Here is a 23,755-nt window from a genome sequence, read left to right as displayed (position 1 = left end):
TTGTTACAACGGGTTATCTTACTTTAAATAGGTTGGCTAAAATTGCAGCGTTACACCTATCATTATGTTTAAAAACAAGGCTTAAAAGAGATTTGATGATGATTTCGCCTGAATGCGTAAAAAATGCTTAGCTTTCTCTCGTTTTCTGGTATGATTCGCACACATTTTTTAACACTAATTCAGCTCGCCAGAGAAAAAAGATCAGCGAATCCTGCAAAAAGGATCTGTTCGGGTCTTGAGCAATGCATATCAAGTTAGTATAATGCGCGACCTTTGATAGCCTTGCGTGGATTTTCCATAGCGGTTTTTACCTCAGTTCATTTTGAGCATTAAGAGGTTCAGCCAGCAAGGTTGATATCGAGCTGAAACGATTTGGAGAAGACATTCATGTCCCGAGTATGCCAAGTAACTGGTAAGCGTCCAGTAACGGGTAACAACCGTTCACACGCAAAAAATGCTACTAAGCGTCGTTTTCTGCCGAACCTACAAACTCATCGTTTCTGGGTAGAGAGCGAAAAACGTTTTGTTAAACTACGTCTAACTGCTAAAGGCATGCGTATCATCGACAAGAAAGGCATCGACGCTGTTCTTGTTGACATTCGTGCACGTGGCGAAAACGTTTAAGAGGAATTAGGCAATGGCTAAAGGCATTCGTGAGAAAATTCGTCTAGTATCATCTGCTGGTACTGGTCACTTCTACACTACTGACAAAAACAAGCGCAACATGCCAGGCAAATTCGAGATCAAAAAGTTTGATCCAGTAGTTCGCCAGCACGTTATGTACAAAGAAGCAAAAATCAAGTAATTGATTGCTCTCTTTAAAGTAGTAAGAAAACCCAGCCTATATGGTTGGGTTTTTTCTTTTCTGCTTTTCTCTCTTCCTATCTCAGCTTGTTCTCTTCACTCTTCGGAAAGTCCTCACTAGGATCTGCATTTTCTTCCTGTTAATCTACAGCCACGCTTTTACTAAGGATCTCCTCTGTTTTAAGGATAGTTTCATGCGTGTTTCTCCTAGCCGCCGTCGTCGGTGGAATAATATTCTCATTCTGGCTGTAATACTTTTCATTGGGGTATTAAATCTACCTACAGTGATTAAATCCTATCTGATGGAACCTCCGGCACCAGCTTATCCGACGTTGCTAAATTCGGAGTGGCAGCTACAAGCGATACATTTCTCTAATTTATCGTTGGAAAAGAACCAAGGGCGCTGGAGAGCGACACCACCAAGTAGTGTTGCGCCAGAAGTATTGGTAGAACGTTGGAAGACTCTCGTAGGCACGGAAGTAGATGACGATACTTACCAGTCGTTTCTTCCAATTTTGCGTAACCCACAAACGATAGAAGTGTGGTATGTCGACCAAGAAGAGCCCCAAAGGATCACTTATTATCAGACGCCCCGTTTTTGGTTGTTTAAAAACTGGCAAGACAAGTGGATAGCCATATCGGTGGAAAAAGGCTATTTGTTGCCTGACAGCGAATAATCAAAAAATCAGACAGGAACAGTTATGCCAGAACTCCCAGAAGTAGAAGTCAGCCGTTTGGGTATTTCTCCCCACCTTGTGGGGCAGAAAGTTCAATCTCTTGTTTTCCGCGCTCCTAAATTGCGCTGGGATATTCCAGCAGAGTTGAAGCAGATGGAGGGGCAAGTTATTCGTTCCATTTCCAGAAGAGCAAAGTACTTACTGATTGAAACGGATATAGGCTCAGCCATCGTCCATCTTGGAATGTCAGGTTCTTTACGCGTATTGGATGGATTCATTACTGCTGGTAAGCACGATCACGTTGATCTCACGCTGAGTAATGGCAAGGTGTTGCGCTATAACGACCCACGTCGCTTTGGTGCTTGGTTGTGGTGCCCCGTTGGGGAATCGCATCCAGTCTTAGGTAATATTGGACCAGAGCCTCTGACTGAAGAATTTGATGCAAAATATATTGCAGATAAAGCCAAGAACAAGCGTGTAGCGGTTAAGCCGTTCATTATGGACAACAAAGTGGTTGTCGGAGTGGGGAACATCTATGCCAGTGAATCGCTTTTTAGTTCTCGAATTCATCCACAACGCCCAGCGTGTTCTTTATCTCTGGATGAATGGGCGAAGCTGGTGGCTGAGATAAAGTTGGTTTTGACCGGAGCGATAGCTCAAGGTGGTACGACGCTTAAAGACTTCGCTCAAGCAGATGGTAAACCTGGGTATTTTGCGCAAGAGCTGCAAGTATATGGTAGAGCAAATCAGCCTTGTCCTAATTGTGGTAATCTCCTGCAGGAATTGAAGATAGGGCAGAGAAATACGTTTTTTTGTTCACGCTGCCAATCGCTATAATTAAGAAAACCAAGCGAAATTGTGGTATAAATTTTTCAAATTTTATTCTGAGAATTGATAGATGAAATATTTAGTGACTGGCGCTGCTGGCTTTATTGGTTCGGCAGTAATTGAGCGTCTTTGTGCTGAAGGACACGAAGTGGTTGGCATTGATAATCTCAACGATTACTACGATGTTGCTTTAAAAGATGCACGTTTAGAGCGAGCTGCGCATGACAACTTTTATTTTATTGAAATGGATATCGCTGACCGTGAAGCGGTAGCCGATCTGTTTGCGATAGAGCAGTTTGATAAAGTTATCCATTTAGCGGCTCAAGCTGGTGTTCGTTACTCGATTGATAATCCAATGGCGTATGCAGATAGTAACCTTGTAGGCCACTTAACCATCCTTGAAGGCTGCCGCCACCATAAAATCAAACATCTAGTTTATGCATCTTCAAGCTCGGTCTATGGGTTAAATCGCAAAACACCATTCCATACTTCAGATAGCGTGGATCACCCAGTGTCTTTGTATGCGGCAACCAAAAAATCCAATGAGCTAATGGCGCACACTTATTCTCATCTTTACGGAGTTCCAACGACTGGACTTCGTTTCTTCACTGTTTACGGTCCTTGGGGACGTCCTGATATGGCGTTGTTCAAGTTCACCAAGGCGATCATTAGTGGTGAAGCAATTGATGTGTATAACAACGGTGATATGCAGCGTGACTTCACTTATATCGACGATATTGTTGAAGGTATTTTACGTATTAAAGATGTGATTCCACAGGTTAACCTTGAGTGGAGTGTAGAAGCCGGCACTCCTGCAACCAGTTCTGCTCCTTACCGAGTATACAACATCGGTCATGGAAGCCCTGTGAAGCTGATGGACTTCATTCAGGCGTTGGAAACTGCTCTAGGTATTGAAGCTAAGAAAAACCTTTTACCAATGCAACCGGGCGATGTGTATATAACTTATGCAGATACAGAAGATCTGTTCAAAGTCACTCAGTATAAACCTCAGGTGGATGCCGAAACTGGCGTTGCACGGTTTGTTGATTGGTATAGAAGTTTTTACTCTTAATTCTTTTGGTTGATAAAAATGGGCAGTTTTCTGCCCTTTATTACTAATTTTAAACCTTTTTCTTGGTATGCAGGGCGGTCGCGACAACTTCCGGCACGAATTGATCAACATTACCACCATGGATCGCCACTTCGCGAACAATGGTCGAAGAGATAAACGCATGCTCTTCGGCTGGGGTGAGGAATACGCTCTCTAAGCCGGGCATTAAGCGTCGATACATATTGGTTAGGCCAAACTCATATTCAAAGTCCACTGTTGTGCGCAAGCCGCGAATCAACACGTTGGCTTGCTCTTGCTTGGCGAAATCGACTAATAGCCCCGAAAAACCTTTCGCGGTGACATTATCAAGATGTTTAGTTACTTCGCGGGCGAACGCTACTCGTTCATCTAAAGTAAACATAGTTTGCTTACTAGGACTTGCAGCCACAGCGATGATGACCTCATCAAACATGTTTGCTGCACGTTCAACCAAATCTAAATGACCATTGGTAATTGGGTCGAAGGTGCCTGGGTAAAGCACTCGAGAAATACGTTTTTGACTCACAATCTATTGCTCTTTAGTGAACGGAATGGTCGTCATACTAACAAAAACACTTTGAAGTCGGTATGATTGAACCAGTTAATTTGAGTATAAACAGAACAGAATGAAAAAGTTACTTGTTATCCGAAATGATAAAATTGGCGACTTCATGTTAGCGTGGCCAAGTTTTGCGATGTTGAAAGCTTCTATGCCTGATTGTCATATTACAGCTTTAGTACCTAAGTACACGGCAGCGTTGGCTGATTTATGTCCTTGGATTGATGATGTGATGGTTGACCCTACGGAAAAGTCAGATAAAAGCGCTCAGAAAGGGCTAATTGAAGAGATTAAAGCGCGAAAATTCGATGCATCAATTAACTTGTTCTCAACTACCTACAACGCGTTGTTAGTGTGGAAGGCTGGAATTCGTTACCGTCTTGCACCTGCGACAAAACTGGCTCAAATCTTTTATAACAAACGCATCAAGCAGAAACGCTCTCAATCGGCCAAACCGGAGTATGAGTACAACTTGGATTTAGTCAGAGCATTTTTGCGTGATACAGGTGTCACTATCGTTGAACCTGCCGCACCTTATTTGTCATTTAGCGACGAAGTATTGAAAGCTCAGCGAAACAAACTTTCAGAGCAACTTGTTCTTGATGCCGAGAAACCTTGGGTATTTGTTCATGCTGGAAGTGGTGGCTCGGCAAACAATCTAACCTTGGAACAGTACGCAAATTTAATTCAGGGTTTGGAAGGTGAACATGAAGTTGTGTTAACCGCAGGCCCGGGTGAAGAAACGAAAGCAGCAGAACTAAAGGACATTATTGAACAGCTTGGCGGTAATGCGGCTCTGTATGATAAAAACGATGGTCTGGTAGATTTCACTCGTTCTATAGCTTGCGCTCAGCTATTTATTGCGGGCTCAACAGGACCACTGCATATTGCTGCGACATTAGATGTACCCACGGTTGGTTTCTTCCCTGCCAAGCGTTCTGCGACACCTCTGCGTTGGCGTCCTCTAAATTCAGAAGGTCGTCATATCGCGTTTTGCCCACCACAAGCAGAAGACAAGCAGAGTCAAGAGAACATGACCCGAATAGATATTGCTACGGTTGTTGGGCAAGTGAATCCTTGGTCGAAAAATTTCCTCTAAGACACAAAAAAGCCTGAGTTCGATTCAGGCTTTTTCAATTATTTTTTATAGTTACTGTCGTTGTTTCGAGCCCACAAGTCGGCATATTTGACGAATGTTGAATGAGCAGATAGCAATGAAATCAGAAAGCCTTGCTTTCCATCTAAAAATCCACGTTTTAGTACATACATTTTCAGGAAGCAGCCGATGGCATGCCCAATACCTTGTGATAGAGAGGCTTTCTTACCTTTAGCCTGACGTTGATCTGCCCAAGCTTTGGCATAACCCGCTGACTTTACCAAATAATGATTTAGGTTTTGATAAGAGTAGTGGAGGATATCTCCATCTAACTCTGCAATCTGACAGCCTTGTGGAATGATGACTGACTCATGGACAAGGTTATCATTGTATTGGGTCAACTTGTTTGGATAGAGACGTACATGACGGTAGTACCAACCAGAATGTTTGAGAAAACGACCAAATACCCAAGTGAGCTCGTTCAGGTTATAAACAGTGTTTTGTGGTGGGTTTTTCAGCATGCTAAGGATGTTTTCACGTAAGGTATCATTAATACGTTCATCAGCATCAACCGCTAAAACCCAATCACTGGTGGCATAGCTTTGTGCCAACTGCTTCTGTTTACCAAATCCTGGCCATTGATCATTCACATAGAAATGCTCAGTATACTCACGGGCAATAGCTTCTGTGTTGTCGGTACTGCCTGAGTCGACGATGATTATCTCATCGACCCAACGTAAGCTCTCTAGGCAGTCGCGTAAACTGTCTTGCTCATTTTTAGTGATGATGACGGCGGCTATCGTCGCTCGGTTCTGACTGGCTTGATTCATAATAATGACTCTTTTTCACAGACCAAGTCGAACATGGATATGACTTGGTCAGAGGTGATTTTATTCATGGCGTGCTTATCTTTAACTCGCGAGCGCCAACTTAGTTGTTGGGGGGATTTCCCAGTTTGCTCTTCGATCGCCTGTTCCCATACACTGACAACATAATCGAGATATTGATACGGACCGGTTCGCTGCGGATTATGGTGTGCATACAAGCCAATCACTGGTGTGTTCATCGCATTGGCCATATGGGCAGGACCTGTATCTGGAGCGATGACTAAATCACACTTATCCAATAGGGCTAGCATTTGCATCAATGAGCTTTTACCTACAAGGTTGGTCGCTTCATCTTGGTATAGGGTTAGTATGCTTTCTGCTAAGTCTGTCTCAACCTTTGCAGGGCTGCCTGCCAAGATAACGTTCCAACCTTTGCTTCTTACATGCTGGATAAGCTGGCTATAGCCTTCAGCATGCCAGTTTTTATATGACTTGCTCGCTCCCGGTACCAGTACAAGATTGCGCTTGCTGGTGTTTAAGTGGCTTTGCGCCCATAACTCATCTTGTTGTGAGTAATTTATGTGCCATTTAGGCGTAATATCCTCAACACCAAGCTCGTGAACAAAAGCCATTAACCCATCAAGAACATGAGGTTTATTTGGTGATGGCACTTTGACGTTAGTAAACAGGGTTTGAAAATCTTGGCTGCGTTTAGCATCAAAGCCCAACTTGTATCGGGCTTTGATGCCTAATGTAGCAATGCTTGCTCTAAAAGCGTATTGCATGTGTAGCAAAGCATCAAATTGACGCCCTTTGAGTATGGACCAAAGTTGTTGGTATGCCCGCCAACCTTTTTTCTTATCAAAAACAATTAGTTCAACTCCGTCGATGTTCTCAAGTAACTTAGCCTCTAGTGCTCCAGTTATCCAAGTAATATGGGTAGTTGGCCACTGATGTTGGATTGCCTGCACTGTAGCGATGGTATTACACACATCGCCAATTGCAGAAAGGCGCAATATGCATAGAGATTGTGGAGCTGTATCAAAAAGGGCCATGGCATTGAATAACTCATTGTTAGTGATATCGAATTATGCAGAGCTAACGAATAAATGTAAAATAGAACCGATTTAAGCTAATTTGAGGTTGCGTTGCTAAATACAATGAAGAGTGTCACCAAGAAAAACCATGCGTTTTGGTATGATGAACAACTGCTGAAAGAGCCAGTAGAAAGAGCTTTTGATGTCGAGTATTGGCACAATGCTGTAAAAGTTATTGGCAGTGCGACAGGGCGAGGGACTACTTGGTTCGTTCAAACAGAGACTGTGGCAGCAGCACTACGCCATTATCGTCGTGGTGGCTTGTTTGGTAAGTTGGTGGCAGATAGTTACTGGTTTAGCGGCTGGGAAAAGACTCGCAGTTATCAGGAGTTTCGGCTTTTACAGCAACTGAGAGCGTCGGGTGTTAATGTGCCAAGACCAATAGCCGCACGTGCGATCCGAACGGTTTTTACTTACCAAGCCGACTTGCTTAGTGAAAAGGTCGCTAACGCACGTGATTTAGTAGCCATTTTGCAACAAGCTCCACTTTGTACTGAGATGTACAAAAAAATTGGTCGAGAAATCAGAAAAATGCATGATGCACAAGTCAATCACACGGACCTCAACATTCACAACATCTTGATTGATGAACAACAACAGGTTTGGATCATCGATTTTGATAAGTGTTACCAGCAATCCGGCGATAGTTGGAAGCAAGGAAACCTGGAAAGATTGAAGCGATCTTTTATTAAGGAAGTGGGTAAGCGTGATATTTCATGGTTAGAGAACGACTGGCAACCACTTTTAGAAGGTTACCAGACTAAGCGCTAGCCTTTTAGTTTACGAAGTAAAGTACCCGTAAGGTTTTTGTAGCGTCGATAGATACGTTTTTTGTCGCGAGGCTTACCAGATTGATTGTTAAGGTAAAGCCAGTCAGCTAGGTCGTATTCTAGAGCTAGATTTCCGCGCTTATAGAATCTCTCAGTTACATCTAAGCCCAATTTTTCCGGTGTATCCACAATGATGTTGTTGGCAATAAACTGAGGCCAAAAATCAGTACCTAATCCTGCATCTTCACCGGTCAGATTATTAATCTTAAGTTGTTTCCCAATGAGTTTGGATAACCAGTTGAGGGTTAGAAATTGCTCAGTCGTTGTGTAACGCGCTTTGTAACCAGGCTTTAGTGTAAAGCTCAACTCTTCTATCCAGTTTGAGGACCAAATTGTTAGTAAGTCTTCAGTTATTCCAAAGTCAAATAGGTCGCTTTTATGGAAGTAGACTGGCCTACCGTGATGACAAGAGATAAAGAAGGCACTGCTGGTTAAGGTCCGTTGTTTAAAAAAAGAGTATTGTTCTTGCCTTGGTATGTCTACGTATTGGCAGTACAAATCGACAAACTGTCGGCCGATAAGCTTGTTGTCTGAACGCATTTTGACAGCATATTGGGTGGCAACGGCTTTTAGGCCGCAGTGGGAGCTGACCATTTGGCGGTTGTTGTTTAAGATCTGCGGTTGCCCATCGTGATAGATGATGTTTGAGCCAGGGTCATCGAGCTCTATTACTTGGTCATAATCTAAACCTTGATGAGGTTGTCCCTTCCAAGTCGATAAAATGATGGTTGAAGTTGGAAAATAACTACGTATAGAACTCAAACATTCACTAGTGATATTAGATATCTGAGTCCTGCCATCGCTCGCTTGAACTGGACCTTGTACAACAAACGAAATTTCGTGGTCTGCAATCTTAATCATTTCGCTACCTATTAAGAAAGTCCGTGTACTCTTGTGGAACACCACAGAAGATCACTTCACTTCGTTTAATGAGGTGGTAGTGAACTTCTAAGCCTTTCTCTATCAGTAAGTTATATAAGGGTGCAATATACAGTTCACCTTTTTCCCACTCTTGTTGCGGCTTAGCAACATATGCTTGATAGGCATCTAGGTAGGCTTGCTTGCGATTAAAATGATACAGGCCTGTGCTGCAAAGATCGGAAATAGGATTCTTTTCAGCTGTTTTGATGACTTTGGTTGAGCCTTCATTCTCTGGTAGCGCAAAAGACCAGTTATCACCAGAGCCTCTAAAGACTTCCAAGTAACCATCACCTCTATTACTTACCTCAGGAAATTTAAAGTTAGGTCTGAAAGTATCAATGTTAAAAACGGTAATTGGTCCCTGATAGTCTGGACGTTGTTGCTCTAATAGCTCCAAACCTAAAGTAACAGTTTCCGCTTGTCCTTTTGTCTCTTTGTCTAGAACAACAATGTAGAACTCTTTGATACCAAGCTTCTGTGCCTGCTCTTTAACAAAGGTTTCTGTTTCATAGACATTTCGCACGATAAACAGAAAAGGCAGCGTAGAGAAGTATGCTTGAAAGCTCTTGACTGAGTGTTCAAATAAGGTTTGCCCATGAGCTTCAAGCATATACTTAGGTTTGGTGTAGCCAGCTTTGAAAAATCGCGAGCTCATACCCGCCATCGGGATCACTATCATTGTTCTAGTCTCTGTAAAATTTGATGTAGTCGGAAAGCGTTGGCGAACAACGCGTCCTGTCTACGTTTATCATCGGCATGCAATGGTAGCATGGACAGAAAGAGCTGGATCTGCATGGCATATAAGTTTCGTGCTGTAATACCAAATTCATCTGCGACCAACTGGATAAAGGCTTGCTGTGTTTCTCTATGTGCGCCGTTTTCTTCAATAGTTAAGGTGATTTCTTGCTTTTCCAGTGAGACGTCATAGTAACCAGCAATGATCCAATCATATAGTCCCAAAATGGAGTGACTCAACTTTGCTAGATCATAGCGAATATCACCATAGATAGTTTTGCGTCCATCTGGAGTCATCCCCCGCGGGTCAATAGTTTTGACCTTACCTGCTCTAAAGTCATACAGAATGTTACTGAAACAGAAGTCTCCGTGTAAGACACTAAGCTGCTCTTGTTTAGTCGGTAGGTGTTTTTCACTTAACGCTAAGACTTCTTTAAGACTTATAGTTTGCTCTTGATAAGTCCATTTTCTGCCAATGTCGATATTGCGCGCTTGGCAAAACTCAGCTAATCGATCCGGAGTTTTTCCGCCAAAGAGAATATCCAACGTGTTGGCGTGAGTATCAGCTTCAGCGCACTGTTTGCTGCACGCCGATAGGAATTCAATACAGCCAGAAAGGATTTGTTGCCAAACCTGTGTCGGCAATTTGGAAAAGACGAATAATTCGTTTAAAGCCGTAAGATGGAGGTATTCAAGCTTGTATGAAACTTTACCTTTCTCGTTGCTACTGCCTAAATACTGCGGGATGTAACCACGTAGTGGATACGGGAGTTGTTCAAACCAATTTGCTTCCGCCGCTATTTTGTCGCTTTTAATGCTCGATTTTTCAATCCATTTTGGCGTTATTGTCAGTTCATTAAACGCTCTTTGAGTTGTATGTTCTGCCTTTGAGCGGTAGTAAGTGTTTACATGACCGAAGTCGAGCCAACCATTGGCATCAACAGGGGTAAGCCCGACAGATTGATGGTAACGATTGAGCCCTGCGATGAAATTCCATTCACTTTGGGTAATGCAGCGTACTAGCTCACGTGGTTGGCTGAACTTAAAGTAACCATCAATGACGCGATTGGTTTCAGCGCCCAATTTTTGCTCTGTATCTTTGAGCCAATGGGCCTTATCATCAGTCAACACCGCCCAGTTATAGCTGTCTTTAGTCGTCGACACACTGGCTATATCATCACCGATAGGCAATTGAGAAAAAAGGGTATCACCATAGAGAACATGCAAAGGCGTGTTTAGCGTGTGTCCACTGATATTAATTGCGGCAACCAAAGATGCGCCTAAACTTAAGCCATCAGGTGTACCGATTAGAGTCACATCATGTTGTTCAAGCCATTTCTTATCCAATGCAAATACTGAGTAAGTCTCAGGCACCGATAGATAAATGCCAACGCCGTTAGGAGCTAGAGCGATTTGATGTTGAAACAATCGTCGGTTTCCAAGTGGTAAAAAGCTTGGTGGAATATGTCCAAACTCTGATTCTAGCTCTTGCCCAACATAGGCTCCAGACATTATTAGAAACATTGTTTTTCCTTTTCAAATAACAGGTTAATTTGCTCGTAACTCAGTTCAGCAAATTCCGACGGACGTACTGCTCTATCGTCAATATAGAAACCTTCTTGACCACACCATGGTTTACCAACAAGAATTTCGTCATATGGCACATTATGCTTGTCTAACCATTCAGTGATGATTGGTAGAGTATGAATATTAATTTTTCCTACATTACCTTCATAGGTACGCATGTTGCGTGCGGTGGCGATGACTATCTCAAATCCTTGCTCTTTATAGTTTTTTAACTGCTCAATCACGTCTGTACGAGGTAGGACATTTTTATAGTCCGAAGTATTGGCTTGTGTAAGTGTTCCGTCTAGGTCGACGATTAGCTTTTTCATAATATTAAATTCCTAAACTAGAGCTATTTGATCTAGAGAACGCTCTATGGCTCCAGTATTTTTATTGACCACAGATAGGGCTTGTTGACCGCTAATCTCGCTCTGTAGTTTATCTGTCAGCCATATGTTCAGTTGAGTTAAAATATCCACTTGATCGTGTACGATTTTACATGCGTTTGCTTCGACTAGCGCGTGAGTGATATCAGTAAAATTGTAATAACTCGGACCTATTAGAATAGGCATGCCAAGAGCCGCTGGCTCAAGTAGGTTATGACCACCAACCTTTTTTCCTACCAAGCTACCGCCCATAAAGCAGACGTCACTTGCCTGCATCAAGGTAAGCATCTCGCCCATGGTATCGCCAACGTAAACGTGAACATCGTGACTGACTGCACTACCACTACTTCGGGTCACTGTTCGAAAACCAAACTCTTTAGATAGCTTAGTTACATTAACAAATCTTTCTGGGTGTCTTGGCACCAACACGAGCAGAGCTTCTGGAATAGTGGATAAAAGTTGTCGATGAACTGATAGTAGCTGTTGATCCTCATTGTCGTGAGTACTAGCTGCGATCCAAATAGGACGTCCTTTACCAAGCTGCTCTCTCAATTGGTTTCCTTGAGTTAGGACTGTATCAGTTATTGATATATCGAACTTTATCGAGCCAGTAACGACTAGCTTTGCCTGAGCGACTCCAAGTTTTGCAAAACGTGCCGCATCATCTTCGTATTGGCACAATACTTTGGAGAGTTGTTTTGCCATAGGAATAAATAGCGGCAGAACCTTTTTATAACCGCGATACGATTTCTCTGACAAGCGAGCGTTAAGTAATGTAATTGGGATATTAGCCAGACTCACTACGTTAAGTGTATTGGGCCATAACTCCGTTTCAACAATGATCAGCTGTGTTGGTTTTATGATTTTAATGAACTTCTTAATCGCAAATGAAAAGTCGACAGGGGTATAGCGATGTGTGACTAAGTCTCCTAGCCGCTCGACTTGTTCGGCTCCAGTAGAAGTGGTGGTAGTGAGTACAATTTTTATCTCAGGGTGGCGAGACTTTAGTTGTTTAATAAACGGAGTGACAGCGAGTGTTTCACCGACAGAAGCTGCGTGAATCCAAATCGGATTATGGTAACTTGGGATATGAGGAGTGAAACCAAAGTGCTCCTTCCACCTTTTGCCCACACTTGGCTTGCCCCGTTTCTTTTTATAGAGACTATAGAGAAGGAACGGGGAGAACAGTGTTAAAATAAGTGAATAAAAGAATCTTGCTAGCACAGTTATTTAACTAGATCTTCAGGGTTTATGTGTGTCCATTTGCCACGCGGTTTATCAATGTACTGAAAATGCTCGTTGGTAAAGCTACCTTGGATACAAACGTATTTTCGATCTTGAGTATTGACGAGCTTACCTTTGAGGGCTTGGTTAAGCACAGTAGGACCAGTTGAGTGGTAGACTCCCATCTCAGGTTTATAGTGGTTGATGTTATAAACCACTTGGTCAATCGTTGCTTGCAAGTCTTCGTTGTTCGGCGCAGATGCAATAAAGTAGTTAGTTATTTCTGTATTATCACTTACTTTAATGTACAACTCTTTGTTGTTACCTAATAGTTTGTCTAAAGACCAAACTAGTGTTGCGTCGATGTCCATGTACACACCACCCTGAGTATTTAGTACCACGAGACGCCAAAGATCGGCTTGTGCTGCTCCATTTGTTAGACGAGAGTATGCAGCGTAAACGTCAGGGGATGCATTTTCCTTAAGAAACTCGCCTCTAGCTTCAGTGCTAACGTAGCGGTAGTCACAGTTTAATGACATTAGGCGATTAAAAAGGTAGTTCATATAAACGGGAAGACTCGCTTGGTCGGTAAAGTTGGTTTGCCAAATGGTTCGAGGAATGGCTTTGCCACTACTTAGCTTTAATTTACTTGGCGAATGGGCCGGAATAGTAAAGCGAAGCTTTGGAAACACCCAGTGAAACGGATAGGAAAGCACCTTAAAAATATTTCCTGTAAGGCGAATTAATCGGTTGGCGACCAATATCTTAAGTTGGCTCATGTTTTTGATGTCCTATCGTTTATTATTTACTGGGTTTAATGCGTTGCCGATTGTAGCAATAATTTTATCGCTTGTTGGTTTACTGCCATTTGCGTTCATTACAACCCAATGTTTCTCATACAAAGGCGTGTATCGGAATGGCACAGTAGCGTAGAAAATACCAACGGTTGGTGTATGCGTTGATATTGCGACATTGCGTATTCCGGTATCTGGGGCAACAACCAAAGTAGCTTTGGCGATAAACACGACTAGTTCGTTCAAGGGCAGACAGGGTTGAATAGTGAGCTTTCCTGCATCAGCCAGATCTTGTAAAAACTCACCTTTTTCAAAGTCATTCTTCCCTTCAAGGTAAACGTGTTGGATATCTGGTTGATGTTCAATCGCCTGTTCGATAACCTTGCGCATCTCTTGTTTCGAAAGTATCTTCCTTAACTGTGAAGCACCACTAAAGTACACCACATAGGGTTGATTGGAGTCTTTTAACTCACGGTGATCAGGATAAGCGAAGTCAAGAGGGTAGGTTGGATTGTGTCCAAGGATCTTTAGCATGTCGAGCATGCACTCCACTTCCGGCTGAAAGTCTGAACGAAACACTGCTAAATTGTAGAGCTTACCGCATAAGAAAGAAGTGTAAGGGAAACCGACTTTTAGTTTTGCCTTGGTGAACAGAGTTAACCAGTAAGAACGGTTAGTTCCAGCAACATCGAACACAATATCTTGTTCTTCAAGTTGGTTGTAGTCCTGGTACTTTTCTTTAAGCGACAATCCTTTTGAGTCCTCACGACTCTTCATCACGACTGTATTATCTGCTAGCTCAGACGGGGTTCCATACAGGTAGTTGGAAACAGTGACTAGAGTAATTTCAGCATTAGGAAAGAACTTTCTCGCTTCAACTAAAAAAGGGCGTACGATAACTTGATCGCCTAGAGCAGCATGGCGAATGACAGCTATTTTTTTAATATTCTTGGGTTCGAACTCATTTTCAATATATCGACGAGCACTTTTTGCGGCATAAGCGCCTTTCTCAAACCAAAGGTGTTTCATTATTTTCTTTTCCAATAAATGTACTTAGAGCTTGGATAACTTGTTCGGGCATCAGCTTATTGAGGCAATCAAGGTGTCCATATGGGCACTCTCGCTTAAAGCATGGGCGACATTCGATATCGGTATGCACCATAGCAAGATTATCTGTAAGCGGAGGCGTGTATTCTGGAGAACTAGAGCCATAGATGGCAACAATATTACAGCCAACGGCAGCAGACACATGCATCAGGCCTGAATCGTTAGTGACTACGGTATGGCATGCGGCTAGTAAGTCTACGGCTTCAATCAGCGATGTTTTACCTGAGAGATTGTGTGCATATTGTTGCTCACTTTCACTAAGCGCAGAACGAATGAGTTCACAGACATGATGGTCCTTTGCTGAGCCAAATAGCCAGATCTGATAACCAGATGTAATAGCGTGCTTTGCTACTTGGGCGTAATAGTGATCAGGCCATCGCTTCGCAGGTCCGAATTCAGCACCAGGGCATAAACCAATAACGGGTTTCTCTGATGTAAGCTGCAATCTTGCCTTAGCGCTTAGCTGGCTTTCAAAATTTACGGTTAACTGAGGTTTTGGGCAGTTTTTTATGTCCACGTCTTGTCGCATCGTTGCTTTGTTCGCAGATAATGCGACGTATCTTTCGACCATATATTGGAAGATACGTTTGTCGGGTCTTAAATCTGTAAGTAGGCCATAGCGGAATTCCCCTTTCCACCCCGTTCTATTTGGTATACTGGCAAACAACGGGATTAACGCTGATTTTGCTGAGTTTGGTAATACAAATGCATGAGTATAATGGCTGTTCAGCATATCTTTGCCGATTTTTCTTCGAGCAAAAAAGTCAAATTTACCATGTCCGATAGGCATTTCGATTGCGCGAGACACCTGTGGCATACGCTCAAGAATAGGCTTACACCAAGCGGGAGCAAGGACATCAATTTCTGCCTGTGGATACTGATTTTTAAGCGATATATAGAGACTTTGAGACATTACCATGTCTCCTACCCACGAAGGGCCAATGATAAGAATTTTCATCTAACTGTTATCTGCATGTAAATCGACGTTGAGAATAGCATATTGTTGGCGTGATGATAACGTCACCGATTTATCTACTTTTATTAAAAATGTGTTTTCTTGTATGGAAAATAATTCAAACAGAAGCATGATTATGGTCTAATTAGCGCCCAGTTTACTGCAATTAGTTCGTGTAAGTGAGACATCAATCAATGAAAATCTGCGTCATCAGTTTGAAACGCTCTCCTGAAAGAAGAGAAAACATAAAGAAACAGCTCGACGCCTTAGGGCTAGAGTTTGAATTCTTTGATGCAGTAGATGGTAGGGCTGAACCTCCTCACCCACTATTTGAAAAGTATGACTACTTTAAACGTCTCTGGTTCACTAATGGTCGTATGCCTTCAAAAGGTGAAATGGGCTGTTATGCTAGTCACTTTCTTCTTTGGCAGAAGTGTATAGACTTAGAGCAGCCTATTCTGGTGTTAGAAGATGATGTGATCGTTAAAGCTCTCTTGAACCAATTTCTTGTAGCTATCGAGAATATCACGCAAAAATATGGGTTTGTACGTCTTCAGGAAAAAGGCGAACGAAGCCAAACATATATCAAGGAAAAAAAAGACGAATTTTCGGTTAGTTTTTTGGATAACAACTTTGGTGGATTACTCTGTTATGCTATCTCGCCATCTGCTGCTAAAAAGTTAGTAGATGGATGTGCTAGGTGGAGTCTTCCGGTTGATAACTATGTCGGATCTTTATACCTACATGACACCCCATCTTACCTTTTTTCTCCTAGTATGGTTGAAAGTATTCAAGATTTTGATACGACTATTCAGCTTGGAGAAGAGCGAAGACCTCCAATTTATAGGAAGTTGACTAGAGAGTTATATGTCATTTACCGCAAGGTGATGATGAACATATATAACAATAGATACAAGTAATGAAAAAAAATATTGAATCGTTATTTTTTCTTTCGCCAGCATTTATGGTATTTGCTGTTATATTTAATGTGCCAAACACAAAGTTTATAGTATCCAGATTAACGGTGTTAGTTTGCCTATATTGTTTGTTCTATTATAGGAAAGCAGTTTTTTCTAACTTTGAAAACCAACGATTTAAATCATTTATTCAAGCTTCCTGTACCGTGATAGGTTATTTCTCTCTGTTATTTATAATGAGGGGGGACGACTTCTCATTTGCGAGATCGTTGATAGTAACGACATTCTATTTAGCTTTGGTTCCTTGGTATAGAATTGAAAGAAAAATGTTCATTTCTTTAATATTAGGTTCGGCGCTTGTAAACTGTAGTTGGGCTATTTATGAGCATTTTGTTATTGGTCATCAGAGGGTTGGTACGGCTGTAAACCCTATACCATATGCTTTATATTGTGTGTCAATGCTATCTTGTTGTTTGTATTGTCTCAGGACAGTACAACTGAGATTATGTATTAAAGTAATTACTGTGTTAGCCGCTCTGGGATGTACCTATGCATTATCGCTCACTGCTGTTAGAGGTGTTTGGGTAGCATTACCATTTGCTCTATTGCCGCTATTTGTAACAAAGCTCTCTTTCGATCGAGTAAGTAAAAAGAACGTTATAAGCTTAACGTTAACGTTATTAGCCTTCGCTAGTATTGTATCAACCAGTACAGTTCAAGAACGTTGGGAGAGAACAACTCAAGAAGTTAATAGGATCAGTCAAGGTGACTATGGGTCATCTATAGGAGTTCGTTTAACATTATGGAAAAATGGATTAAGTTTAGTCGGCGATGGCCCAATTATTGGGATCGGTTCTGAAAAATTAAGGATTAGAATAGACAACAGTACTAATCAATGGATTCGAGGTTTCGCGCACTTGCATAATCAATACCTGCAGATTCTAGTAGAAAGTGGGTTGCTAGGGTTGTTGTTTGTGGCGATATGGTTTACTTCATCTGTAATTTGTTTTAAACGTAACAGGGTAGATATTCGTTACGATTCGCTATGCTGTTCTATTATAGTACTTTTTGCAATAGCCTCATTAACTGATGTCCCTTTTATTCATGGACATATTGTTTATTTAATAAGTTTAATTCTCGGTGGTTCGATCTTGATAGATGAAAAATCATCTTTATCGCCTAGAAAGTAAGCTCATTCTCCCAGCTAATATCTTCTTGTATAACTCTAGCTGGGTTACCAACAGCAACTACGTTATGGCTAATGCTCTTAGTTAAAGTAGAATTAATTCCCACAACAGAGTTATTGCCAATCGAGGCACCTTTTAGCACAGTGACATTATCCGCCAACCAGACATTATCACCAATATGAATGCTCTTCGCTGGGTTTATCCGTTGGCCTAGTTTTACAATATTGTGTCCATCGCTGGTCATCACTTTTACGTTACGTGAAAACATACAGTTATCACCAATCGTAAGTTGAGTATCTCTTTCCCGACAAGATATAAAGCAGTTTTCACCAATAACGCAGTTCCTGCCTATTACAAGTGTGCAGTTATTGCCATCCAGTTCAATACAAACACCTTTTAAGTTAGCCCCATCTTTGAACACTAACTTATTACCACTGCCAGTGACATGGATGTCGCAGTAACGTATACGAGTATTTTGGCCAACTTCTACTGTATTGCCTGAATTAATTCGAATTTTGTTGCGAAGACGCGCTAGTAGAGAAAAATTCGCCATGGAAACCTGCTATTTATTTTTACGAAATACATAATTGCCGGTTATTTTTCTCCATAGCCCCAGTACTGAGGTTTTAGGAAAAATAGCTATACGGCGTATTTGATATAAGTCTTGATGAAATGCAAGAGGGCCGCTATTAGTCGCTACCGCAAAGTCAAAACCTAACTCGCGAGCGATGGTTTTTGAGTTATCGTCTAAGTCACCATATGGATAAGCAAATGAAGTTAGCTTCTTACCAATAATTGACTCTAGCTCGCACTTGTTCTGTGCAATTTCACGCTTTTGCTCTTCATATGAAAGTTTACTTAAGAATGGGTGGCTAAGTGTGTGGGCACCAATCTCAATAAAACCAGAGTCAGCCATTGCTTTAATTTGCTCACTACTCATAAGTGGAAATGGCTTGTCTGGATTTTCGTTTGCTTCCACATCCCAGCGATTGTAAGTTTCGCCTGTTACAACATAGACTACCGCTTTGAAATTATACTTCTTCAATAGTGGTAGCATTAGCTCATAGTTGTCGACGAAGCCATCATCCACAGTTAACATAAAGTAACGCTTATTTGGATTTAATCTTTCGATAGAACCTTTACGTGCGAGTTCTTCAAAAGTGAGGCTCTCAAATCCCATTCGCTTAAGAAGTTTTAAGTGCTTTTCAAAAAGTTGAATGTCTATGTATGGGCCGCGTGTGCCTTTTTTCGCTTCGTTGTCGATAAAGCGATGATACATCAATACGGGCATCTCTTTTTGAAGTTTACTGACGACCACATCTTGGTAAATAGTTTCTAACTGAGAGACGATATTATCGAGATTGTAGTAGTCACGAATTTTTTCTGTTACGGATGGACTGCATGATGAATGACCAAACCCTTTTTCAACCTCGTGAGCGATAGAGTCAAAATCGATATCGAGTATATTAGGCCCTATATCACCAAAGTTGGTAGCCATAGCATGTGGTAGGTTGTTTTCATCGACAATTCCAATCGAGATAGCTTCGCCAATCGCGAATGTTGGGCGGCCACAAAGTAACGACTCCATAGACACTCGACCTGCGCCAATGACTAGGTCTGACTGATGCAGTACTTGAGCGACATCGTTGGTATAACCAAGAAAAGAGGCTTTCTTGGTAAACTTCTCAAACCTTGTTTCCATTGCTGAACCAGTTAAAACGCGCACATCATACTTGCCTAGATCGAGGCATTCATCTAACAAGCGATAACATAAATCACCTTTAGGACCGGTTAAGCGACCGACAATGGTGATGATAGGTTTAGCATTGTTAGGTGGTTCTGCAGGCGAAAAAGCTTGGGTCTCGATGCCATTACGACTGACGGTTAACTGGGATGCCGGTACATCCAGTTCTTCAATAAGTTGCTGCTCGATTGCTTCACACACTGGTAGTGCTTTATCTCCCATAGCATGAAACGCTTTACGTGAGCGGTGTACTGGCTGTCGGCCGTGCACTGTTGTAACCATTGGCGTGCCCGTTATTTTACAGGCCACGTGACAGCTCCAGCTTGATGCTCGCGAGTGGGCATGTACAAGTTGAATATGGTGTTTTTTGATTAGATAAACAAGATAAGCAATGTGCCAGAATCTGCGTAGGATACTGCGCTTATTGAAGCGAAGTTTAAAATATTGACCAACGAAAGGTTTAGTCAGTGTGTCTGACACATAATGGACTGTATGGCCACGTTTAGTTAGCTGATTGCCGACAGTTGTTGCATACACTTCCGCACCAGTTACTTCGAGCTGCGACAGTGCCATTAAAATATTCATCAGTTAACCCACGATACTTTTGTAAACGCTGTATTCTAATCTGCAAATATCCAGAGTTCAAAGCAGGAACTCTAGATATTTGAAGTCGTGGTGTTACTTATTGATAATCGACATATACTCTGCAACGCCTTCTGCCACCGTTTTGAACTGGTGGTCGCAGCCTGCGGCGCGCAGCTTAGTTAGGTCTGCCTGAGTATATTCTTGATATGCGCCTTTTAGGTGCTCAGGGAACGGGATTGTTTCTACTGAGCCTTGACCGTGGTATTTGATCACCGCTTTGGCTACTTCGTTAAATGACTCCGCGTTCCCTGTTCCAAGATTAAAAATGCCTGACTTACCGTGCTTCATAAACCAAAGGTTTACAGCTGCAACATCACCTACATAAACAAAATCACGTTTAAAATGCTCACTACCAGCAAACAGTTTAGGGTTCTCTCCAGCGTTCATTTGATTATTTAAATGAAATGCAACAGATGCCATTGAGCCTTTATGTTGCTCGCGGGGCCCATAAACATTGAAGTAGCGGAAACCAGTTACTTGAGAAAGTTTTTCACCGTGCTCTTCTGCGTCTTGCCAGATACGGCGAACGTAATTATCAAACTGCTGTTTTGAGTAACCGTATACGTTTAATGCGCCTTCGTATTCTTTCTCTTCGATGAAGGTATCTGTTTCGCCATAAGTTGCCGCTGATGAAGCATACAAGAATGGAATCTGACGATCTAAACAGTAATGTAATAGCTCTTTGGAATATTCATAGTTGTTGAGCATCATGTACTTGCCATCCCACTCTGTAGTAGCAGAACATGCGCCTTCATGAAAAATAGCTTCGATTGGGCCAAAGTCGTCGCCAGCCATGATTTGAGCTAAGAAATCATCGCGATCAATGTAATCAGCTATATCAAGATCGACAAGGTTTTGAAACTTCTTACCGTTCTTTAAGTTGTCAACAACTAAAATGTCATTAATACCTTGTCTGTTAAGCTCTTTTACGATGTTGCTGCCAATCATGCCAGCGCCGCCAGTTATAATAATCATATTAAAAACCTATTGATTTGTTTTAATTACACTATACCACAAATTAATATAGGAACTGATAAGAACCCGCCGGGAAGTGTTAATTAAATAAGCGATCAGATTGTTTACTATGTTTTTGTTAAATCGTTCTAGTTTACTTTATCTAAAGTAGCTTAAGCTCTTCGTACGTGAAAAATATTTACCCTCAAGTACCATAGATAGAACTAAATTCAACTCGCACTTTCAATCGGATAGATATGGTGTAGTTTGAATGTACTAGTTCAGCGTACATATAGTTATAATTAGTATGTGTTGTCCAAGTTATTCACTTTTAACTATTAACTATGCTAGTGTTAATGTTTTGTTGCTTCCATATTAAATCACTAATACCATCTGTTGGTTTAAATCCAGTTGGGGCGTCTAGAAGCAATTGTCTAATTTTCTCATGGTCCATATTGTGGCATGCGAAATCTAGTTGCTCTAATAGTGCATTGTATTCAATTTCTGGAAGGTATACTTCTTGAGCCGTCATAATCCTTTCGTGAGCTGTTTGCTTCACATTATCACCGATGAGTAACTCTTCGAAAAGTTTCTCTCCTGGGCGCAGCCCTGAGTATTGAATTTCAATATCACCACGAGGATTTGCTTCTGTTTTGACTTCTAATCCTGAAAGTTTGATAAGCTTTTCAGCTAAATCAGTTATTCTTACAGGGTGTCCCATATCTAAAACAAATACATCTCCCCCTTCCGCCATTGCTCCCGCCTGAATAACCAACTGAGCTGCTTCTGGGATAGTCATAAAATATCGAGTAATATCAGGGTGTGTTACTGTTAATGGACCACCATTTGATATTTGACGTTTAAATAAAGGAATAACTGAACCTGATGAACCAAGAACGTTACCGAATCTAACCATGCAAAAGCGGGTCGTATTGTCTGCAAGCTGATAGTTATCATCTAATGCTTGCAAAGCAAGTTCAGCCATGCGTTTAGTTGCGCCCATGACGTTGGTTGGTCGAACCGCTTTATCTGTTGAAATTAATACGAAAGATTCAACTTTTGCTTCAATGGCTGCTTTGGCGCAGTAGTATGTACCAAAGATGTTGTTTCTTACTCCCTCTATGACATTAAATTCCACCATAGGAACATGTTTGTAAGCGGCTGCATGGTAGACGGTCTGAACCCCAAATGCTCGCATAGTTGTAACTAAGCGGTGAAAGCGTTGAACAGAACCTAGTAGAGGAATGATCTCAATGTTGCTATATGTAGCATTGAGTTCTCGGTCAATTTGATATAGTGCGAACTCTGATACCTCAAAAAGAACCAATTTCCTCGGGGTATATTTTGCAATTTGGCGGCAAAGTTCAGAGCCAATTGAACCACCAGCTCCAGTAACCATCACTATTTTGTTCTTAATATTTGCTTCCATAAGTGATTGTTGTGGCGAAACCGAGTCTCGCCCGAGAAGGTCTTCGATCGGAACCTCTTTAAGTTGGTCAATACTCGCAATTCCTGCGACAATATCAGTCATATCCGGAACTGTTTGAACTTCAACTGAGAGTTCAGCTAACTGTTCGAGCACTTCTTTTCTTCGAGCTCTTGAAGCTTTGGGTATTGCGAGTAAAACCTGATCTATATGGTATTTTTCGATGAGCTTTTGTGCTTCTTGAATCGGTTTTACTTGAAGTCCGATAATTATTGTATTTGTTAGTGTTTTGTCTTCGTCAATAAAAGCACTTACTTTGTATTTTCCAGAGGCCCGTAATGCAACAGCAAGTTGGCGACCAGATGAACCTGCACCATAAATTAGAACATTGATTCTATCATCGTTAAATGTCTTAGATACCATCGCTCTAATAATAAACCTAGCCCCTCCGCAAGAGATAATGAGTAAACCTGCATATATCACAGGTACTGAACGAGGCATAAATTGTTGAAAATAATAGGTTGTGACTGCAAGGACAATGGCGGACATTACAGAGCCAAGCGTAATAATGTATAGGGCGTGCGCTGTTAGGTAGCGAAGTATTGCCCTGTAGAGCCCAAGTTTTGTAAAAATGACAACCGTGATGACCCCGGTGACTCCTGCCGTTAGAAAGAGCTCGTGAGTAATCAAGTCAAATGTATCGCCCAACCTAATCCATAACGCTAAATATAGGGAGAAAGAGACTAAGAATAAGTCAATGAATACACTGATAATTTGCTTTTTAGTTCTAGAAAGTTGCCAGATAGGCTCAAATCTTATCATCATTATTTTCCAGGTTTTATAGCATCACCACTGCCGCTTCCCATTACAGTCAAGACAATGTACCGGAAATAATTTTGAATACTGAGTGTATCAATCATTTGCTTGTCTATTTGGGCAAGTTGTTTTGGCGTTGACATATCGATATTTTGGATTTGTGCTAAGCCTGTGATTCCCGGCAATACGTCATAAACACCTAGTTTTTGGCGTTCATCCATAAGCTCTGTTTGATTGAAAAGATTCGGTCTTGGTCCAACAAGGCTCATTTCGCCTTTCAATACATTAATTAATTGAGGGAGTTCATCAATTTTAGTTTTTCTCAGAATATTTCCAAGCTTAGTAACTGCAGATTTACTTGCAAAATGACTGGCAACGGATTCGGTATCTTTTGCCATTGTTCTGAATTTTATCAAACGAAACTCGCGCTGGTTCTTTCCAACACGAGTTTGGATAAATATTGGCGAACCGGTGTCAATTAATCCTAGAATAAAAGTTCCCATTATAATGGGAGATAATACTATAATGCCGATTGTAGCTAGTGTTAGGTCAATAAATCGAATCATTCTT

General features: G+C 41.6%; 25 protein-coding genes. 9 read left to right on the top strand and 16 right to left on the bottom strand.

Translation table 11 applies throughout. The features are described 5' to 3' along the window. Nucleotides 1-387 precede the first annotated feature (387 nt). From rpmB to ACOSVQ_RS11935, 5 genes are all read left to right on the top strand, one after another. Nucleotides 388-624, top strand: a complete 237-nt coding sequence (gene rpmB / locus ACOSVQ_RS11955) for a 50S ribosomal protein L28 (protein ID WP_165312557.1) — start codon at nucleotides 388-390, stop codon at nucleotides 622-624. 13 nt (nucleotides 625-637) lie between these two features. Then, nucleotides 638-805 carry a 50S ribosomal protein L33 gene (gene rpmG / locus ACOSVQ_RS11950; protein ID WP_002535344.1) on the top strand — a complete coding sequence of 56 codons (168 nt, stop codon included), beginning with the start codon at nucleotides 638-640 and terminating at the stop codon, nucleotides 803-805. Between the two features lie 193 nt (nucleotides 806-998). Further along, the gene (locus tag ACOSVQ_RS11945) at nucleotides 999-1,481 is read left to right on the top strand and encodes a hypothetical protein (protein ID WP_491982782.1); all 483 of its coding nucleotides are present in this window, start codon (nucleotides 999-1,001) and stop codon (nucleotides 1,479-1,481) included. A gap of 24 nt (nucleotides 1,482-1,505) precedes the next feature. Continuing rightward, nucleotides 1,506-2,318, top strand: coding sequence for a bifunctional DNA-formamidopyrimidine glycosylase/DNA-(apurinic or apyrimidinic site) lyase (gene mutM, locus ACOSVQ_RS11940; RefSeq protein ID WP_491982781.1), 813 nt, complete (start codon nucleotides 1,506-1,508; stop codon nucleotides 2,316-2,318). 61 nt (nucleotides 2,319-2,379) lie between these two features. Then, nucleotides 2,380-3,381, top strand: coding sequence for an NAD-dependent epimerase (locus ACOSVQ_RS11935; RefSeq protein WP_491982780.1), 1,002 nt, complete (start codon nucleotides 2,380-2,382; stop codon nucleotides 3,379-3,381). 49 nt (nucleotides 3,382-3,430) lie between these two features. Here ACOSVQ_RS11935 and coaD read toward each other — a convergent pair whose 3' ends face one another. Further along, on the bottom strand, nucleotides 3,431-3,925 hold the full coding sequence (gene coaD, locus ACOSVQ_RS11930; protein ID WP_491982779.1) for a pantetheine-phosphate adenylyltransferase: 495 nt from the start codon (nucleotides 3,923-3,925) through the stop codon (nucleotides 3,431-3,433). Between the two features lie 100 nt (nucleotides 3,926-4,025). Here coaD and ACOSVQ_RS11925 point away from each other — a divergent pair, with 100 nt between their 5' ends. Beyond that, complete coding sequence (locus tag ACOSVQ_RS11925) at nucleotides 4,026-5,057, top strand: glycosyltransferase family 9 protein (protein ID WP_491982778.1); 1,032 nt, start codon at nucleotides 4,026-4,028, stop codon at nucleotides 5,055-5,057. Nucleotides 5,058-5,095: 38 nt separating this feature from the next. Here ACOSVQ_RS11925 and ACOSVQ_RS11920 read toward each other — a convergent pair whose 3' ends face one another. Continuing rightward, on the bottom strand, nucleotides 5,096-5,884 hold the full coding sequence (locus ACOSVQ_RS11920; RefSeq protein ID WP_491982777.1) for a glycosyltransferase family 2 protein: 789 nt from the start codon (nucleotides 5,882-5,884) through the stop codon (nucleotides 5,096-5,098). After that, entirely contained in the window at nucleotides 5,881-6,936 is a 1,056-nt protein-coding gene (locus tag ACOSVQ_RS11915) for a glycosyltransferase family 9 protein (RefSeq protein WP_491982776.1), read from the bottom strand. The genes ACOSVQ_RS11920 and ACOSVQ_RS11915 overlap by 4 nt, the downstream gene beginning before the upstream one ends. 105 nt (nucleotides 6,937-7,041) lie before the next feature. Between ACOSVQ_RS11915 and ACOSVQ_RS11910 the strand changes: the two genes are divergently transcribed. Beyond that, the gene (locus tag ACOSVQ_RS11910; protein WP_491982775.1) at nucleotides 7,042-7,749 is read left to right on the top strand and encodes a 3-deoxy-D-manno-octulosonic acid kinase; all 708 of its coding nucleotides are present in this window, start codon (nucleotides 7,042-7,044) and stop codon (nucleotides 7,747-7,749) included. On the opposite strand, the gene ACOSVQ_RS11905 is transcribed toward ACOSVQ_RS11910, so the two are convergent. Genes ACOSVQ_RS11905 through waaF form a run of 8 tightly spaced genes read right to left on the bottom strand, consistent with a single transcriptional unit; the run spans nucleotide 7,746 to nucleotide 15,499 of the window. After that, nucleotides 7,746-8,669 (bottom strand): WavE lipopolysaccharide synthesis family protein, encoded by a 924-nt coding sequence (locus tag ACOSVQ_RS11905; RefSeq protein ID WP_491982774.1) that lies wholly within the window; start codon nucleotides 8,667-8,669, stop codon nucleotides 7,746-7,748. The genes ACOSVQ_RS11910 and ACOSVQ_RS11905 overlap by 4 nt on opposite strands. 4 nt (nucleotides 8,670-8,673) lie before the next feature. After that, the gene (locus ACOSVQ_RS11900) at nucleotides 8,674-9,408 is read right to left on the bottom strand and encodes a glycosyltransferase family 2 protein (RefSeq protein ID WP_491982773.1); all 735 of its coding nucleotides are present in this window, start codon (nucleotides 9,406-9,408) and stop codon (nucleotides 8,674-8,676) included. Further along, nucleotides 9,405-10,988, bottom strand: coding sequence for a capsular biosynthesis protein (locus tag ACOSVQ_RS11895; RefSeq protein ID WP_491982772.1), 1,584 nt, complete (start codon nucleotides 10,986-10,988; stop codon nucleotides 9,405-9,407). Before ACOSVQ_RS11895 ends, ACOSVQ_RS11900 begins: the two co-directional genes overlap by 4 nt. Next, on the bottom strand, nucleotides 10,979-11,359 hold the full coding sequence (locus ACOSVQ_RS11890) for an HAD-IIIC family phosphatase (protein WP_491982771.1): 381 nt from the start codon (nucleotides 11,357-11,359) through the stop codon (nucleotides 10,979-10,981). Before ACOSVQ_RS11890 ends, ACOSVQ_RS11895 begins: the two co-directional genes overlap by 10 nt. Nucleotides 11,360-11,371: 12 nt before the next feature. After that, entirely contained in the window at nucleotides 11,372-12,640 is a 1,269-nt protein-coding gene (gene waaA / locus ACOSVQ_RS11885; RefSeq protein WP_491982770.1) for a lipid IV(A) 3-deoxy-D-manno-octulosonic acid transferase, read from the bottom strand. 2 nt (nucleotides 12,641-12,642) lie between these two features. Further along, nucleotides 12,643-13,419 carry a glycosyltransferase family 32 protein gene (locus ACOSVQ_RS11880; RefSeq protein ID WP_491982769.1) on the bottom strand — a complete coding sequence of 259 codons (777 nt, stop codon included), beginning with the start codon at nucleotides 13,417-13,419 and terminating at the stop codon, nucleotides 12,643-12,645. Between the two features lie 12 nt (nucleotides 13,420-13,431). Continuing rightward, a complete protein-coding gene (locus ACOSVQ_RS11875) occupies nucleotides 13,432-14,463 on the bottom strand; it encodes a glycosyltransferase family 9 protein (protein WP_491982768.1) in 1,032 nt (343 codons plus the stop codon). Next, nucleotides 14,444-15,499, bottom strand: coding sequence for a lipopolysaccharide heptosyltransferase II (gene waaF, locus ACOSVQ_RS11870; RefSeq protein WP_491982767.1), 1,056 nt, complete (start codon nucleotides 15,497-15,499; stop codon nucleotides 14,444-14,446). Before waaF ends, ACOSVQ_RS11875 begins: the two co-directional genes overlap by 20 nt. Before the next feature lie 191 nt (nucleotides 15,500-15,690). Here waaF and ACOSVQ_RS11865 point away from each other — a divergent pair, with 191 nt between their 5' ends. Together ACOSVQ_RS11865 and ACOSVQ_RS11860 are read left to right on the top strand one after the other, a co-directional pair. Then, nucleotides 15,691-16,416, top strand: a complete 726-nt coding sequence (locus ACOSVQ_RS11865) for a glycosyltransferase family 25 protein (protein ID WP_491982766.1) — start codon at nucleotides 15,691-15,693, stop codon at nucleotides 16,414-16,416. Beyond that, complete coding sequence (locus ACOSVQ_RS11860; protein ID WP_491982765.1) at nucleotides 16,416-17,603, top strand: O-antigen ligase family protein; 1,188 nt, start codon at nucleotides 16,416-16,418, stop codon at nucleotides 17,601-17,603. Before ACOSVQ_RS11865 ends, ACOSVQ_RS11860 begins: the two co-directional genes overlap by 1 nt. Here the strand turns inward: ACOSVQ_RS11860 and ACOSVQ_RS11855 are convergent. The 5 genes from ACOSVQ_RS11855 to ACOSVQ_RS11835 form a co-directional block, all read right to left on the bottom strand. Beyond that, nucleotides 17,593-18,153, bottom strand: coding sequence for an acyltransferase (locus ACOSVQ_RS11855; RefSeq protein ID WP_491982764.1), 561 nt, complete (start codon nucleotides 18,151-18,153; stop codon nucleotides 17,593-17,595). The genes ACOSVQ_RS11860 and ACOSVQ_RS11855 overlap by 11 nt on opposite strands. A gap of 9 nt (nucleotides 18,154-18,162) precedes the next feature. After that, nucleotides 18,163-19,929: a bifunctional glycosyltransferase family 4 protein/polysaccharide deacetylase gene (locus tag ACOSVQ_RS11850; RefSeq protein ID WP_491982763.1), complete on the bottom strand. Its 1,767-nt coding sequence runs from the start codon at nucleotides 19,927-19,929 to the stop codon at nucleotides 18,163-18,165. A gap of 93 nt (nucleotides 19,930-20,022) precedes the next feature. Continuing rightward, nucleotides 20,023-20,964, bottom strand: a complete 942-nt coding sequence (gene rfaD / locus ACOSVQ_RS11845; RefSeq protein WP_491982762.1) for an ADP-glyceromanno-heptose 6-epimerase — start codon at nucleotides 20,962-20,964, stop codon at nucleotides 20,023-20,025. Between the two features lie 310 nt (nucleotides 20,965-21,274). Then, nucleotides 21,275-23,191, bottom strand: coding sequence for a polysaccharide biosynthesis protein (locus ACOSVQ_RS11840; RefSeq protein WP_491982867.1), 1,917 nt, complete (start codon nucleotides 23,189-23,191; stop codon nucleotides 21,275-21,277). Nucleotides 23,192-23,193: 2 nt separating this feature from the next. Beyond that, nucleotides 23,194-23,751: a sugar transferase gene (locus ACOSVQ_RS11835; RefSeq protein WP_491982761.1), complete on the bottom strand. Its 558-nt coding sequence runs from the start codon at nucleotides 23,749-23,751 to the stop codon at nucleotides 23,194-23,196. Nucleotides 23,752-23,755: the final 4 nt, after the last annotated feature.

The organism is Vibrio sp. HM8-C, from assembly GCF_058630515.1.
The sequence above is the reverse complement of the archived record's forward strand: the minus strand, read 5'-3'. Positions and strand labels throughout refer to the sequence as shown.